The sequence below is a fragment of the Psychrobacter piscatorii genome, from assembly GCF_904846415.1.
Taxonomy (GTDB): Bacteria; Pseudomonadota; Gammaproteobacteria; order Pseudomonadales; family Moraxellaceae; genus Psychrobacter; species Psychrobacter piscatorii.
Map to the genome: position 1 here is coordinate 31,785 of NZ_CAJHAR010000022.1, position 15,529 is coordinate 47,313.

Here is a 15,529-nt window from a genome sequence, read left to right on the forward strand (position 1 = left end):
CCAGTATAAAGCGTTAGTCATTCTTTGCTCTAAATTCGGTATGGCACGATTTACAGCTTGCGCCCACTTCACCAAAGGCAGGCTGAACGTCTTCGACACTAGTGGCTGACTGTGCAGCAGCATTTAGCTCAGCAGTCACTTTTTGAAAGTTGTCCGCTTCAGCACTGAAACCATCAGCATTTGACCAAACGGCTTCAGCGGCATTGCCCATGGCTTCTTGGTTTTCAAAATGACTCCAAGGGCTTGAGGCGTCTTCTGCCAAGAATGCCGCTTGTTCTTTGAAAACAGCCGCATCAAAGGTATCTGGTGATTTGACCATATCACCCATGACCCCCATTGCATCGCCCCAGCTTTTCATGCTGTCTTGGCGCGCTTTGATATCAGGGTCATCGCCTGCACCGCTACACGCTGTCAAACCCAGCGCCGCTGCCATTAAGGTGATGCTAAAAAAAGACTTCAAAGATTTTTTGGTATAAACCTGTGCCATATGACTTACTCCTTTAAACTTGGCTAATCGCAGGCGCCACTATAAACGCGCACTTTGCCTCAAATATTATTATAAAAATACTGCCGAAAACTCTTTTACGTACAGTAGCCGCCAAAGAACTTCTCTTATTGTAGCGGTTATCTACAAAATGGTAATGAGATAGTTGTTATATCCTCGTAATCATTCAGGTGATTAAAAAGAGTTTATGGCGTTAATAACACGATTATTGTTCATTTTATTTAAATGTCATATCAGTAATGTCATATCAATGCAGTGAAATTCAGTATCAGTCATCATATGAATGTAAAAAGGCCAGCTATCGTAGCTGACCTTTTAAATCATTTATCAAAAACTTGAACGACAAGTTATCTGCAAAATCTATAATGCTAACCAATCACGTGGTTTTAGATAATAATCAGTCAACTCAAATTCAGGTGTGCCCTCAGTCGGCTCAAAACGATAATGCCAGCTAGCAAGTGGTGGCATACTGACTAGGATAGACTCGATACGTCCGTTACTTTGTAGTCCAAATAAAGTCCCGCGATCGTAGACCAGATTGTATTCAACATAACGGCCACGGCGATAGAGCTGAAACTCACGCTGTGCTTCGGTATAAGGCATATCTTTACGCTGCTCAAAAATCGGCATGATACCGTCAAGGTAACCATTGCCAACGGCCTTCATAAAGTTAAAGCAAGTCTCAAAATCCCAGCCGCGACTCTCTGTACTGACGTCGTCATAAAACAAACCGCCGATACCACGCTGCTCATCACGATGACGCAGATGAAAATACTCATCGCACCACTGTTTAAAGTCAGCATAAATATTGTCCCCAAAAGGTGCGCACAGATCGTGACAGACTTGATGCCAATGCACACAATCAGCGAGTACGGGATAAAAGGGCGTCAAATCAAAGCCACCACCAAACCACCAAATAGGCGCCTCGCCTTCCGCTTCTGCGACAAATAAACGCACATTGGCATGGCTGGTTGGCACGTTTGGGTTTTTGGGGTGCACAACTAGCGACACACCCATGGCCTGAGCTTTACGCCCAGCGATATTTGGGTGACGGGCAGTGGCTGAGGCAGGCAGGTTATGGACATGAATATGGCTAAACATGACGCCCGCTTTTTCGATGACCTCGCCATCTGCCAATACACATGACCGACCGCCGCCGCCTTCAGGACGTTCCCAGTCATCGGGAACGAAGGTCGCATGCTCGTTGTCATTAGTACTGCCATCACGCTCTTGTGCTTCTAGCGATTCACAGATACGTGCCTGTAAATCAACCAAAAATTCGCGCACTCGCATGATGTCGTCATTGGTTGGCGTCGTCACAGACGCCACCGTTGATAAGTCTGTTTCGTTATTTGTATTTGTAATACTCATAAGATATCTATTTATTCAGGTGTATGGCGGTATTAAGGTCTGTATCGAGAGAAGCATCTGTATTGAGATTGATATTTTTATCAAACAAGTGGCCCATACGATCGCGTTTGGTTGCTAGATATTCAGCGTTCATATCGTTCACACCAACGAGCATGGGTACACGTTCAACGACATCGATACCGTGCTCCGTCAAATAAGCAACTTTGTTTGGATTGTTAGTGATGAGTCTGACAGCGTCGACACCGATATGGGCAAGCATCGGACCACACATATCATAGATACGCGCATCAGCAGGCAAGCCTAACATGAGATTGGCATCCAGCGTATCATGTCCCTGATCTTGGAGGGCATAAGCGCGAATCTTATTGGTCAAACCGATACCGCGACCTTCTTGACGCAAGTACAAAATAGCACCGCAACCAGCCTCTTGGATGGCTTGCATGGCAGTATTGAGCTGTGGTCCGCAGTCACACTTCAATGAGCTAAACGCATCGCCTGTTAGGCACTCAGAATGAATCCGAACCAGCGGAATTGGTTCTTGCGGCAACGTGTCATCTGAGCTAGGTGCTGTCATTGTGCCTGTCGTTTGATCGACCACAGACAGACCGACGGTCAGCATGACATGCTCTTGGCCTTCATCGTTTTCAAAGATATGAATATCAAACTCGCCGTGACGAGTGGGTAATTTGGCACTAGTGATAAATTGATATGACATTGCTGTCCTGCATAAGCCTATAATCGTGGCGGTGAAGGGTTTGTGATAGTGCTATTAAACCCGCGATGACATCTTAGACTGAACGGTAAGGCCAAGATGATAGCAGTATAACCCTTTCATAAAGAACGCGTGCTTATTGTATTTATTATAAAAACACACAAAGTTCACAGACGACGCACGATGATTAAAGCGACAATTAAAAAAAAATGCTATTATGCCATACTATTTTGGTGGATACAGTGACAAGTCTTTATCCTTACATTACTATGTCGTCACTAACATCCGATATTGATGCAAAATAATAGGGCATAATGTTAAGCCTCATTGTCGAAGCATGCAGTATTGAAACATGGTCTATTATAGTAGTGTGCCCACGTTATACATAGTAAAACTATAGAAATGCAAAAGTTGCATGAATAATTATATGGTCGATTACATCAATAATGATGTAGATATTATTGACGTCTTTCAGTTGTAGCTATTGCTATATTGGAGACACGTCTTGTCAGCAGATTGGTAGGTATCGTACGGTTTATGCAGCAGTCACTTCATTCCCCAAAGTCTCAGTCCTCATCTGCATCAGTATCTGATTCTGCCGCCCAGCTATCGAGCTTACAGCAGACTTATACTGTGATTCCTCGCGTGCGTCCGCATACGCCATTGCTTGATGCCATTGACACACCTTCTGATATGAATGCGTTTTCAACCACTCAGCTGATTACGTTGGCTGATGAACTGCGTCTTTTTTTGTTGTATTCAGCCGGTCAAAGCGGCGGGCATTTTGGCGCCAATTTGGGTGTGATTGAGCTGACGATTGTATTGCATTATTTGCTAGATACACCGCAAGATCAGATCGTATGGGATGTGGGTCATCAGGCCTATGCACACAAAGTCCTGACAGGTCGCCGTGAGCAGTTGGCAACGATCAGATCAAAAGATGGTCTGACTGCATTCCCAGAGCGTGCAGAGTCTATCTACGATACATTTGGTGTTGGGCATTCATCAACCTCTATCTCAGCGGGTCTGGGCATGAGCTTGGCGCTGCGCTATCAAGGCCGCGCGCAAACCGTTGCTTGTATCATTGGTGATGGCGCGATGACCGGTGGTATGGCTTTTGAAGCCATGAACGATGCAGTCCAACAAGATGCCGATCTACTAGTCATTTTAAATGACAACGATATGTCGATTTCTTGTTCTATCGGTGGTTTTTCGCGGCATCTAGCGATGCTTTGGGAGTCGGGCTACCAAGTCGATATCTCTGATTCAGGTAAGCCTGTGCTTTGCCAGCGTCCTGATATGCAAGCATTTGATCGGCGTAAACGTCACAAAGAGATGCGTGATGTGCCCCAGTTAGAGGACAACTTATTCAAAGCGATTGGCTTTACCTATTTTGGTCCGTTTGATGGGCACAATATCCCTGAGCTACTGCGTGTGCTGTCAATTGCCAAACAAGTCAAAGGGCCTGTTTTAGTACATATCTATACCACCAAAGGTAAAGGCTTTGCACCAGCAGAACTAGATCCGGTCGGCTATCACGCGATTAGTAAGCTGCCAGCAGAGATTCATAATGAGTCTCAGAGCAAATCTACAGAAGCACCAAAACAAAATACAAAACCTGCGCTAAAATACTCGCAAGTATTCGGCAAGTTCTTATGCGATAAAGCGGCTGAAGACGATAAGTTGCTAGCCATCACCCCTGCTATGGAAGAAGGTTCGGGGATGATTGACTTTGCTCGTCATTTTCCAACACGCTTTTTTGATGTGGCTATTGCTGAACAACATGCGGTCACGCTAGCGGCCGGCATGGCGACGCAAGGTGTCAAACCTATTGTGGCGATTTACTCGACATTTTTGCAGCGTGGGTATGATCAGCTGATTCATGACGTGGCGCTACAGAATCTCGATGTCATGTTTGCCATTGATCGAGCGGGTCTCGTTGGTGAAGATGGTGCCACGCATGCAGGCGTTTTTGATTTTAGCTTTTTACGTTGTATCCCGAATATAGTGATTGCTGCGCCAAAAGATGAGAACGAATGCTACCATCTGCTCAATACTTGCTATGAACATCAGGGATGTACGGCAGTTCGTTATCCGCGTGGCACCGGTACAGGCGCAGCTATCGAGCAGCCAGCACAGAATTATAAAATAGGTGAAGCCGTTATTGAGTCAGTATTGGGCAGCAATGATGCGCCTTATAAGCTAGCGATATTGGCTTTTGGTACGATGGTTGCGACTGCTCAGCAAGCGGCCGAGAGCTTAACCAGTGCTGATGCATTGATAGAATGTCAGGTACATGTGGTCAATATGCGCTGGGTAAAACCGCTAGATACCACAATGCTTGAGAGCTTATTGGCGCAAGGCGTGACGCATATCGCAACCTTAGAAGAGCATATGGTCATGGGCGGTGCAGGTAGTGCGGTCAATGAGTACTTGCTTAATGAGTCGGCTGCTTTTAAACGTCAGCGTTCAGCTATTGGCAACATAGGCATTGCTGATCGCTTTATCGCGCATGGCTCACAAGCAGAGCAGTGGGCTGATTGTGGTTTGGATGTCGAAGGCGTAATTAAACAGCTTAAGCAACTGCTGTCGTAATTTTTATTTTTAGATTTACAATATTATTTAAGAATTATTGCTTTAAAAACATATTAATTAAAACCGATATAAGCTCTTTGAATGGAGCAAACGCCTGCTAGCCGTAGGTGCTGACTTTTTTACAACTTGCGCAGTTTGTATGACCCCCAAAATACTGGCTTGGTCAGCGTGACGGTTTTTTCGTTTTTATCGAACAATTTTAGTATAATGCGGTTGTCGTTTATAAGTTTTTATTTATAAAAGACACGTTTTTAATCGCATAGATGTGGTGTGATGCGGCGGCTGTTTGGCATGTTGTGGGCACAGAGTTGGTCTTATTTTTTATATTCATTCATCAAGCAAATAGGTTATTTATGGAACCCATGGTCGTCATCGCAGCGCGTACTGCTGAAAAAGTTGGTAAAGAGATTTTATATGCGCATCAAAACCGTCACAAAATCGAGTTAGATATAGAGTCTAAAGGGCTTGATGGTCTGGTTACACGCATCGATCGCTTTAGCGAAGAGCTCACTATTGAGACACTAAAAGCCAGCTATCCCAATCATTCGTTTTTGGGTGAAGAGTTTGGTATGCAAGAAGGTCGCGGCGAAGACGCTGACTGGTGCTGGATTATCGATCCGCTAGATGGTACTAAGAACTTTGTCCACGGTGTACCGCAGTTCTGCGTATCTATCGCTGTACAGCACAAAGGCGTGACTCAGCACGGCGTCATTTATGACCCAGTCCGTGACGAGATGTTCTCTGCTAGCCGTGGTAAAGGCGCACGTTTAAACCAACGTCGTATCAATGTCAGCGAACGTAAAACGATTGATGGTGGGTTTTTTACCACAGGTCATCCGCTTGAGCGTAAGCGCAATGGTGAAGTGATCTCTTATGCCAAGCAGCACTTTGAGAGCTTACAAAAGATCTCTGAAGCTGGTGGTCAGGTACGTCGTCTGGGTTCAGCGGCGCTTGATTTGTGTTATGTCGCTGCTGGTCGCTTTGATGGCTATTTTGAGATGTCGATCAAGCCTTGGGATATCGCAGCGGGTGAGCTTATCGTCACCGAAGCGCGCGGCGTTGTGGTCGATCACACGGGCGCGCACAATTCTATGACTTCAGGCTCTATCTTTGCTTGTAACGTCAAACTGCTCAAGCCATTGATGCAAACTGTTGTGCCAATCTGGGGCGATGTGATCTAATCACAAAATAAGCAGGCTTAAACGCCGAGCGAGTCAAGTATTAAAAAGCTGGTTCCGTTAAGGAGCCAGCTTTTTTGTTTTCTTAACAGGTTTGTCTTCAACGGTGATACCTTTAAATGCCAACTCTTGACTGACAGTTTCTAGCAACTGTAGCTCTTCTTCTATCAGCATGAGCATGTCTTGGACACGCGGTAATGCTTTACTACAAGCAGTGATGCCAAATTCAATTCTATCCAAATAACTGGCCAATGTGATATTCATGGCTTGACCGTTGAATACGATAGAAGCAGGATACAGTGATTGTAAGCGTGCACCATTCCAATACAGCGGCTTCTCAGAACCAGGAACGTGAGAAATAATGAGGTTAAAGGCCTGCTTTTTTGGAAACACACCAGTCGCCAAGTTGATACCTTGCCATGCATAGGCGATGACGCTGTAATTAATGACTTGCGCTTGATTCATGCGGCGAAAGCGACGTTTGCCATTATTCATACTGCGATGGATAAGCTCTATCCTGCGTAGTGGGTTGTCTAAATGTGTGCCCAAATTCGCCAGTACAAATGACAGCTGGTTGCCCGATATACTATCATCAGTACGCAGTGACATCGGTACAAACGCAATCAGCGGCTTGCTGGGTAGCGCATCCATCGAGATCAAATAACGACGAATGGCGCCAGCACAGACGGCTAATACCACATCGTTTCTACTGATTTTCAGTCTTTCGGCAATTTTATTAAAGCGTTGTATGTCGTAAGACTGCGCCGAGATACGACGTGATGCGGAAATGCGCCTGTTTAAAATACTCATCGGCGCGTCAAACGTACCGACATAGCCTTCATCACCATAGTTTTTCAGATTGTCTATCAGTTCTGTAAATACCGGTTTGATGGTAGATATTTGCTCTTTCATGATGCGCCTGATAGATCTTTCGGCAGGCAAAATAGCATTCACTTGATTACGATGACGCGCCATCAGTGACCATACTGGTAGGGTGACGGGCTCGGTAGGGGATTGTGATAAGGATTTTTTTACCAAACGCATGGCAGCGATACCATCAACGAGCGAGTGATGAATCTTAAAATACCAAGCAAAACGTTCAGGCCCACCTTCTACTTCTGGCTCAATCCCTTCTATGACGTGGCATTCCCAGAGAGGCATCGCACGATCTAACAGTCGCCCATGCTCTCTTGAGACATACATCAAAAGCTCACGGATCCGTCCAGGACTTGGTAGCGCCACATGATGAAAATGATGCTCAACATCAAAATCTTTGTCTTTTTTCCAAAACACCAAATGCTCTAGCACCTGATTGAACGGAAAGCTCGGCGGTACATCGGATTCTTGCATTTGTTTTACCAGCTGATAGACAAAGTCGCTATCAGCACCTTCGGGTAATTCAAATAAAAACAATCCGCCAACGTGCATTGGCTGTTTACGCGACTCAAGAAGTAAGAACAACTGGTCGACTGCTGTGAGAAGTCGCATAATAAATCCTTTTATGACGATAATGAATAAAAATTATAGCTGACAGGTGGCTGAGCCAACCAGATTTCTGTCTTATTATTTTATAATCGGTTTTTTGTTAGAGCTGACCCAAGCAAGCGCCTACTGGAAAAAATATCCTGTCTGCGGTGAGCTGGCAGTTGCCATCTTACGCATCGGCATACGACCAGCCAAAAATGCGGCGCGGCCTGCCCATACGGCATGTTTCATGGCATGTGCCATCATCACAGGGTTTTGCGCATTAGCAATCGCTGAGTTCATCAGAACGCCATCACAGCCAAGCTCCATGGCAATCGCAGCATCAGATGCTGTACCGACACCTGCATCGACCAAGACGGGCACTTTGGCGTTTTCGATGATGAGGCTGAGGGTATGGCGATTGAGTAAGCCAAGCCCAGAACCAATCAAGCTCCCAAGTGGCATGATGGCGACACAGCCCATGCTTTCTAGCTCTTGGGCGACGATAGGATCATCTGAGCTATAGACCATGACTTCAAAGCCATCATCCACCAGTACTTGAGCCGCTTTTAAGGTCTCAGTGATATTAGGATAAAGGGTTTTTTCATCGCCCAATACTTCAAGCTTAACCAGATTGTGCCCGTCCAATAACTCGCGAGCAAGTTTGCACGTACGAATGGCAGTTTCGGCATCGAAGCAGCCAGCCGTGTTCGGCAAAATCGTATATTTGTCAGGAGAGATCACATCAAGCAAATTTGGCTCATTGCTGTTTTGTCCAATATTGGTACGGCGAATAGCGACAGTCACGATTTCTGCTGCCGAAGCGGCAATCGCTTCTCCAGTCTCACTCATGTCTTTGTATTTGCCCGTACCGACCAGCAGGCGAGAGGAAAAGGTACGACTACCAACGGTAAAAGTATCTTGCAAAAGTGGTGTCGGGTGAGTAGCAGTGCTAACGTTCTCTGACATAACTAAAAATCCTAATGGCGAGCGGGCAAGGTGGACAGAAAAAATATAACGAGATTTCTAAGTAATATTAAAAAAGTGCAGTAGACAATAATAGCGCACTGTTAGCAAAATAAAAAATCGCATGATAAGTTGGCTATACATACCGTAAAAATAGGCGAGTGGCGATACGTAAAAAACGCCGACCACATAAAATAATACGCGTCTAAGACAAAATGTTATTATAACAAACTCATGCAATCTTACTTGCAATCTTTTTGGGCTTAGTCAGTCAAGCTCAGTGTATTTACAGTGCTTTGGTGTGATTGTCTATTTGACACTATCTCTATTTATTAGGTTGTCTTTATGATGCAGTTGCCGTACAGCTTTGCGAAACGCCATCAGATTTTGGCCATACTTGCCATTGACCCTGAGTTGCCACCAACTTTGGTGTTGACGAAAGCCACACCATTATCCGCAATCAATGAAGCGGTGCGGTTTTTACAGCAGCAAGGTAGTCGCGGCGTACCAACTTACGAAAGTGTCAGCTCGGATGATTTTGAAAAACGTATGAACGCGGCTTACGCTGGTAATACCGGAGAGTCGCAGCATATCGCTGCTGGGCTTGAGGATCATCCGGATCTTGATAGCTTAGCAGATAGCGTCCCTGAGACTGAAGACTTGATGGATCAGCAAGACGATGCGCCCATTATTCGTCTGATCAATGCGCTGTTGTCAGAAGCCATTCGCCTAAACGCCTCAGACATTCATATCGAAACTTTTGAAAAACGCTTAGTGGTTCGCTTTCGAGTCGACGGCGAGCTTAAAGAAATTATCACGCCAAAACGTCAACTGGCTCCGTTATTAGTTTCGCGTATCAAAGTCATGGCCAAACTGGATATCGCAGAAAAGCGTGTACCACAAGATGGGCGTATTAGCTTACGACTGGCAGGGCGAGAAGTCGATGTGCGTGTATCGACACTGCCGTCGAGCTTTGGCGAGCGCGTGGTGATGCGTCTACTAGACAAGCAAGCGGGACGTCTTAACATGACGTATTTGGGGCTATCTGATAATGACTATACTGAGCTGAAGCGCTTGATTCATCGTCCTCATGGGATTATCTTGGTCACAGGGCCGACGGGTTCGGGTAAGACCACCACGCTATATTCGGCACTGACAGATCTCAATGACCAAACGCGCAATATTTTGACCGCCGAAGATCCAATTGAGTTCCAGCTCGATGGTATCGGACAGACACAGGTTAATAATAAGGTGGATATGACCTTTGCCAAAAGTCTGCGCGCGATGTTGCGTCAAGATCCAGATGTGGTGATGGTGGGTGAGATTCGTGATTTAGAGACAGCAGAGATCGCTGTACAGGCATCTTTGACAGGGCATTTGGTCTTATCAACGCTGCATACCAACACCGCGATTGGCGCGGTCACTCGATTGCAAGATATGGGTGTTGAGCCATTTTTATTATCGTCGTCACTGATCGGCGTGGTGGCACAGCGCTTAGTGCGTACTTTATGCTCACATTGTCATGGCTGGCAGGCAGCAGATACCGAACAAACCAAACTTTTTACCGAAATTGGTATTGAGCCAGCTTTAGAAGGTAATGCGATTCGTCTACCCAAGCCAGTTGGCTGCGATAAATGCAATCAGTCAGGATTCAAAGGACGTACGGCGATATATGAAGTCGTACCAGTTGATGATACGCTGCGCCGCATGATTCATAGTAATACCGCTGAGTATGAGTTAGAAGCGTATGCTCGCCAGCAGACACCATCGATTCGCGCGGATGGTCTACGTAAAGTGATGGAAGGGCGAACGACACTAGAAGAAGTACTGCGAGTGACGAAGGAAAGTGCCTTAACGGATGATATGATACTGGTATAAGTGCTTAGCTATAAACGATGAGAAACAGTATTTGGAGAACAGTGTCTGGTGCGCAATGTCTGAAAAGTAGAAAAAGATAACTGAGCGAAATAGCCAGTTATCTGGTCTTTTTTCTGAAATTAACAGGGTAACGTTTTCAACTGCTATTACTTGGCAGCGATGCACTCAATCTCAACGCTCGCTCCTGCGGCCAACTCCGATACGCCAAACGCTGAGCGTGCAGGATAAGGTCTAGACAGTTCTGCCTTATAGACTTTGTTAAAATCATCAAAGTCATCCATATCAGTCAGCATGGCCATGCATTTAACGATATCAGATTTTCGGTAGCCATGTTTTAGTAGCGTGCTATGGATATTATCTAGTGTTTGTTTGGTTTCAGCGTCGATACCGCCTTTGACCAATTTGCCGTCTTTAATACCAATTTGTCCTGACATATATAATGTATTGCCAACACGTACGGCTTCTGAAAAAGGATAGTGGCCGCCATCACCCAAAAAAGTCGGGCTAGATTTAGTATTAGCGGCAGGAGCTGTCGCCGGATTGGCGTTAGCACCAACAGCCAAGCCTAATGAGCACATAGCAACCAGTGGTACGATAGATAAATAGGTGCTAAGTTTGGACATCCTTGTCTCCTTATTGAGTTGATTGATCACAAATATGCTAGATGCGCCATAAAATGCAAATAGCACATTTTATGTCGGTTTAATCGATTATTTGTTATTAATAGTCTCGTCATCTGCAGAGAGTGTATCGTCTTGCTCGTTATCTGCTGTAGTATCCGTATTATCTTCTGAGGCATTGTCACTTGCTTTGCCTTGGCGGCGGGCCTCTAGTTCAGATTTTGGAATCCAAGCCCAAGTCATCTCCACTACAATCGGGTCGCGGTCACTATCAGATTCACGGTCATCAATGACGCAAGGAATAACCATTTCACCTTTTGGCGTATTTAAAATCTGCAAGCGCTGCTCATCAGATAGACTGGCTACGGCTGCAATTTGACCTTTTTTGATTGGGCGATAAAAATTAACGGAATAGGATTTAATCAGCAGTACGCGATCAGAGGGTAAGTTTAACCCCAAAATGAAGCCAGTTGCCGTTTCAGCCAGTAAAGTAATGGCTACTGCATGGATTGAACCAATATGATTCTGTACCCCTTTGACATTGTTTAGACTGACGATGACTTGATTGGGCTCAACCATTTCATAATACACGCCTGTTGTCCCTACGTAGGGTACAACTTTACCAAAGGCTTTTGAGAGAATGCTTGAGCGCGCACTGGCAGGTAGATATTTGGTCACAGATAACAGTTTGGTGAATTGATTACTGATTGGTTTTAGCGTGCTGCTGGGTTTTTCGATGGATGATCTTGTGCTGTCAGAGACTTTGGCTGGTTTTTTATTGATCAGCTTGACGGGCAGTTTTTTTAATAATCCTGACATACAAAATTCCTTAATGTAGATAAATCGAATGTTGTTTTTTGATAGTGGCAAACAGTAAGTGTTAGCAAAGCCATTACAAACACTATGGTACATTAACCGCTGCTTTCCTACTATTATTAGCATGAACTGCTGCGCTTATAAAACAGCAGTCATCTATATTGTGTTGCTAGGATATAGTCTTAAATAATTAAAATAGCTCAATGGTGATGCACGGATCTGCTTAGTAGACAATCTCTTACTATACCACCGCGCTATAATAGCGTGATGTTGGTACGTCTTATTTTATAAATTTTCAATACTGGATGATGCTATGTCTGATATGTCTACTCACGAGCCGACCAATATTATTTATACTGGCGTCACGGGTACTGGCAAAACCTATCGATTGCTCCAAATCGCGAAGCAATATACCGATTATCTACCTGAGACAAATAATGAAGTGCTACTTGGGCAGCTGTTGCAAAGCCTAAGCTGGCGTGAAGTACTGTGTTTGATATTTTTAGACTTACGGGCTGAACAACAGGATTTGGTCAAGGTACGAGAGCTTGTCGACCATCCTTTTTTTATCACTAAAGCGGCACAAAACTCACGTGAGAAAAACCTAGAGAGCACTGCTTGGTTAGAGCTTCGCAGACATAGTCCCATAGATTCTAAAACCGTCAGTTTTGATAATCGAGCCAGCCAAGCGTATTTTGACAAAGATAACAGCGGCGCATGGTATTTACTGCCTGAGAGTATGGTATTGCTGAGAGAGTTGTCACAGCAATTGGCGGAGTTTCAGCAGGCACAGCGTGATAACCAGTCCAATCAAAACCAAAATTCTGGACAGCAGCGTTTTAGTATGGTGAGCTTCCATCAAGCCTATGGTTATGAAGAGTTTGTCGAAGGTATTCGTCCTGTTATGAGCGGCTCTATCCACGCAAATAACAGTCACTCGAGTAATACCCAAATGAGCTACGCCGTTCAAGATGGGGCCTTTTTAAAGCTATGTCAGCGTGCTGCGCGTGACCCTCAGCATCGTTACGCGATGTTGATTGATGAGATCAATCGCGCCAATGTGTCACGAGTATTTGGCGAGCTGCTCAGTTTGATCGAGCCAGACAAGCGTGCTGGCAAGCCAAATGCGATGACGATTCATTTGGCGTATTCTGGGCGTGCTTTTAGTGTGCCTGCCAATGTTGATATTTACGCCACCATGAACACACAAGATCATTCGCTCGCGCCGCTTGATATGGCATTGCGTCGACGTTTCCGCTTCATTGATTGTCCACCGCAGCCTGAATTATTACCGATAATTGGTGATATCGCTAGCGCGACTGATCGTGCAGAAGCAGACACGGTAGATTTAAGCAAATTGCTAACAGGCTTAAACATGCGTATCACACAGACGCTAGGAGCAGAGGCACAGTTGGGGCATGCTTTTTTATTTTCAGTCGATGATTTAGAGCAATTACAAATGGTGTTGGTCGAACAGATCATCCCGCAGTTGGCGCAAGCTGCGGGCGGTCAAGTGGCTATATTGCAGTATATTTTTAGAGATGAGCAGCAACCGTTAAGCACCCAGTTCATCCACGATAGCCAAACAATGATAAATAATGATTTGTATGATCCGATGAGTAAGAACCATACAACGACTCAACATCAAATGTTTGCAGGGCAAGGCGCCTTTCTTGGTCAATCGATGAACGTAGGTAGCTATATAATGAATCCTGATCTTATTGCTAAGACCAATGAGTTTGGCAAGCCCGCTATCTATCAGCGTTTGTACGAGTAAGGTGGTTGTTTAGTGAGAACTCATAATCAATACTATGCGCAAGGAAACTATATTAATGCAGATAGTTTTTATGCTCGTATGCCTAACAGTAAGGATCCCGCAGCGAAGGTTGTCACGGTATTTGAACATCAACGCCTCACAGCGCAAGATTTCCCGCGTGTCTCTGACTTTCACTGGCTAATGGCACAAGAGTTTGCCGTATTTACCATCAAGCGTAAACAAGGACAGTGGCAGCTCAAGGTTGGGCATCATATAGGAATTATCCTTTTGCCTAGTGGTATGACACTTGAGCTATTGCCAAAACTTAATCAATCCACTCAATATAATAATATTGCTCAGACTCGTCACTGGGTACAAGGCATGTTATCCGACTTGACTCGTCTTGATGCGCGTCAAAGTCGTAAGCTGCCTAGCATGAAAAACCTAGGTCAATTTAGTGATCAGTCAATGCCATTATCTGTCGAGGCTCCGCCGTTGTCAGACTGGCTATTAGAGCAGTTTTTGCAGCGCTTGGTTCGTTATCAGCCAACCCAGCACTATCAGGCGCAGATCAATAACCAATCATCGCTACAAGGGCGCCTGCTCATCAAAGAGCAGCTACGAAATAACAGCATGCAGCCGCATAAGTTTGTCTGTGAGCGTAGTGTGCTGAGTCAAGATATGCTGGCCAATCGCTTGATCAAGAGCGCATTGGTATGGCTTATGCCATTACTGCCTAGATCTATATGTACACCGCTCTTACAACCATGGCAGCCGTTATCTGGGCTAAACCAGCGTGAACTACAGCGGCTAGAGTCAATATATACTCAAGCAAAGCAGCAGTTAAGCGTCCTGCCATTACAAAAACAGCAACTGCAAGCCGCGCAGCAGTTGGTAGACCTAGCTTATTGGCTGTTACAGCAGTCGAATGCATCGACAGGTTATGGTATTGACCCTACTCGACCAAACTTATCTCAGCCAAAATTATGTCTATTAATCGATATGAATCAGGCGTTTGAACAGTGGGCGAGTCAGCGCATCGCATCGATGTTTCAGCAATTGAGTAGCAATTATCGTCCTTTTTACCAAATCCAAAGTGTTTGGCTCAATGATAGCGAGGGTCAAGCATGCGTATCGATACGACCAGATTTGCTGATATACAAAACGGCTGATAATGATAATAACCAAAATCAGAGTGACACCGCGGTTAGTAAAGAGACGGTAAACGGTTGCTATAGCCATGTCATCGATATCAAATGGAAATATCTGCCTCATGCTGGTGCCATTACTGCCAGTGACGCCTATCAGTTGACCAGCTATGCACAGGCCTATCAAGCAGGGCAAGGTTGGATGGTATATCCTGTATTAGGAGACAAGAGACGACCAGTTGCGCTTAAGCAGCAAATGTATCGTGACAGTGGCGATAGTAAAAGTGACATTATCGATGGTACTAAAAGTAACCACTCAAACCATGCGGATTTATGGTTGATACCGTTCGATGTGCTGACAGGTATGGTCAACGGTGATTTGCCTGCGAATTTGAATGAGGCATAATGATTCCATCAATCATAAGAATCATAATTAACAAAGGTTTTTGAAGAGACTATTTTTATAAAAATGCCTTTTTTGAAAGAATTTAGAGATTATTTAAAATTAATCGAAAATAGG

12 protein-coding genes are annotated in these 15,529 nt (G+C 44.9%); 5 read left to right on the forward strand and 7 right to left on the reverse strand.

The annotated features are described in order from the left end of the window. Window positions 1-13 precede the first annotated feature (13 nt). From JMX83_RS10375 to ribA, 3 genes are all read right to left on the reverse strand, one after another. Window positions 14-487, reverse strand: a complete 474-nt coding sequence (locus JMX83_RS10375) for a c-type cytochrome (protein ID WP_201601428.1) — start codon at window positions 485-487, stop codon at window positions 14-16. A 378-nt stretch (window positions 488-865) separates the two neighbouring features. Continuing rightward, on the reverse strand, window positions 866-1,876 hold the full coding sequence (gene hemF / locus JMX83_RS10380) for an oxygen-dependent coproporphyrinogen oxidase (RefSeq protein WP_406947629.1): 1,011 nt from the start codon (window positions 1,874-1,876) through the stop codon (window positions 866-868). Between the two features lie 7 nt (window positions 1,877-1,883). Beyond that, entirely contained in the window at window positions 1,884-2,591 is a 708-nt protein-coding gene (gene ribA / locus JMX83_RS10385; protein ID WP_201601430.1) for a GTP cyclohydrolase II, read from the reverse strand. A gap of 534 nt (window positions 2,592-3,125) precedes the next feature. Here ribA and dxs point away from each other — a divergent pair. Both dxs and JMX83_RS10395 read left to right on the forward strand, forming a co-directional pair. Continuing rightward, complete coding sequence (dxs, locus tag JMX83_RS10390; protein WP_201601432.1) at window positions 3,126-5,183, forward strand: 1-deoxy-D-xylulose-5-phosphate synthase; 2,058 nt, start codon at window positions 3,126-3,128, stop codon at window positions 5,181-5,183. Between the two features lie 353 nt (window positions 5,184-5,536). Next, complete coding sequence (locus JMX83_RS10395) at window positions 5,537-6,364, forward strand: inositol monophosphatase family protein (protein WP_075105898.1); 828 nt, start codon at window positions 5,537-5,539, stop codon at window positions 6,362-6,364. 57 nt (window positions 6,365-6,421) lie between these two features. On the opposite strand, the gene JMX83_RS10400 is transcribed toward JMX83_RS10395, so the two are convergent. Beyond that, entirely contained in the window at window positions 6,422-7,849 is a 1,428-nt protein-coding gene (locus tag JMX83_RS10400; RefSeq protein ID WP_201601434.1) for a WS/DGAT/MGAT family O-acyltransferase, read from the reverse strand. A gap of 120 nt (window positions 7,850-7,969) precedes the next feature. Then, window positions 7,970-8,752: a thiazole synthase gene (locus JMX83_RS10405; RefSeq protein ID WP_201601476.1), complete on the reverse strand. Its 783-nt coding sequence runs from the start codon at window positions 8,750-8,752 to the stop codon at window positions 7,970-7,972. A gap of 384 nt (window positions 8,753-9,136) precedes the next feature. Here JMX83_RS10405 and gspE point away from each other — a divergent pair, with 384 nt between their 5' ends. Further along, on the forward strand, window positions 9,137-10,669 hold the full coding sequence (gene gspE / locus JMX83_RS10410; protein ID WP_201601436.1) for a type II secretion system ATPase GspE: 1,533 nt from the start codon (window positions 9,137-9,139) through the stop codon (window positions 10,667-10,669). Window positions 10,670-10,815: 146 nt separating this feature from the next. On the opposite strand, the gene JMX83_RS10415 is transcribed toward gspE, so the two are convergent. Together JMX83_RS10415 and JMX83_RS10420 are read right to left on the reverse strand one after the other, a co-directional pair. Then, window positions 10,816-11,292: a RidA family protein gene (locus JMX83_RS10415; RefSeq protein ID WP_201601439.1), complete on the reverse strand. Its 477-nt coding sequence runs from the start codon at window positions 11,290-11,292 to the stop codon at window positions 10,816-10,818. A gap of 87 nt (window positions 11,293-11,379) precedes the next feature. After that, the gene (locus JMX83_RS10420; RefSeq protein WP_201601442.1) at window positions 11,380-12,108 is read right to left on the reverse strand and encodes a DUF4442 domain-containing protein; all 729 of its coding nucleotides are present in this window, start codon (window positions 12,106-12,108) and stop codon (window positions 11,380-11,382) included. A 310-nt stretch (window positions 12,109-12,418) separates the two neighbouring features. Between JMX83_RS10420 and JMX83_RS10425 the strand changes: the two genes are divergently transcribed. Both JMX83_RS10425 and JMX83_RS10430 read left to right on the forward strand, forming a co-directional pair. After that, the gene (locus JMX83_RS10425; RefSeq protein WP_201601445.1) at window positions 12,419-13,882 is read left to right on the forward strand and encodes an McrB family protein; all 1,464 of its coding nucleotides are present in this window, start codon (window positions 12,419-12,421) and stop codon (window positions 13,880-13,882) included. Window positions 13,883-13,894: 12 nt separating this feature from the next. Then, window positions 13,895-15,415 (forward strand): McrC family protein, encoded by a 1,521-nt coding sequence (locus JMX83_RS10430; RefSeq protein WP_227675817.1) that lies wholly within the window; start codon window positions 13,895-13,897, stop codon window positions 15,413-15,415. Window positions 15,416-15,529 lie beyond the last annotated feature (114 nt).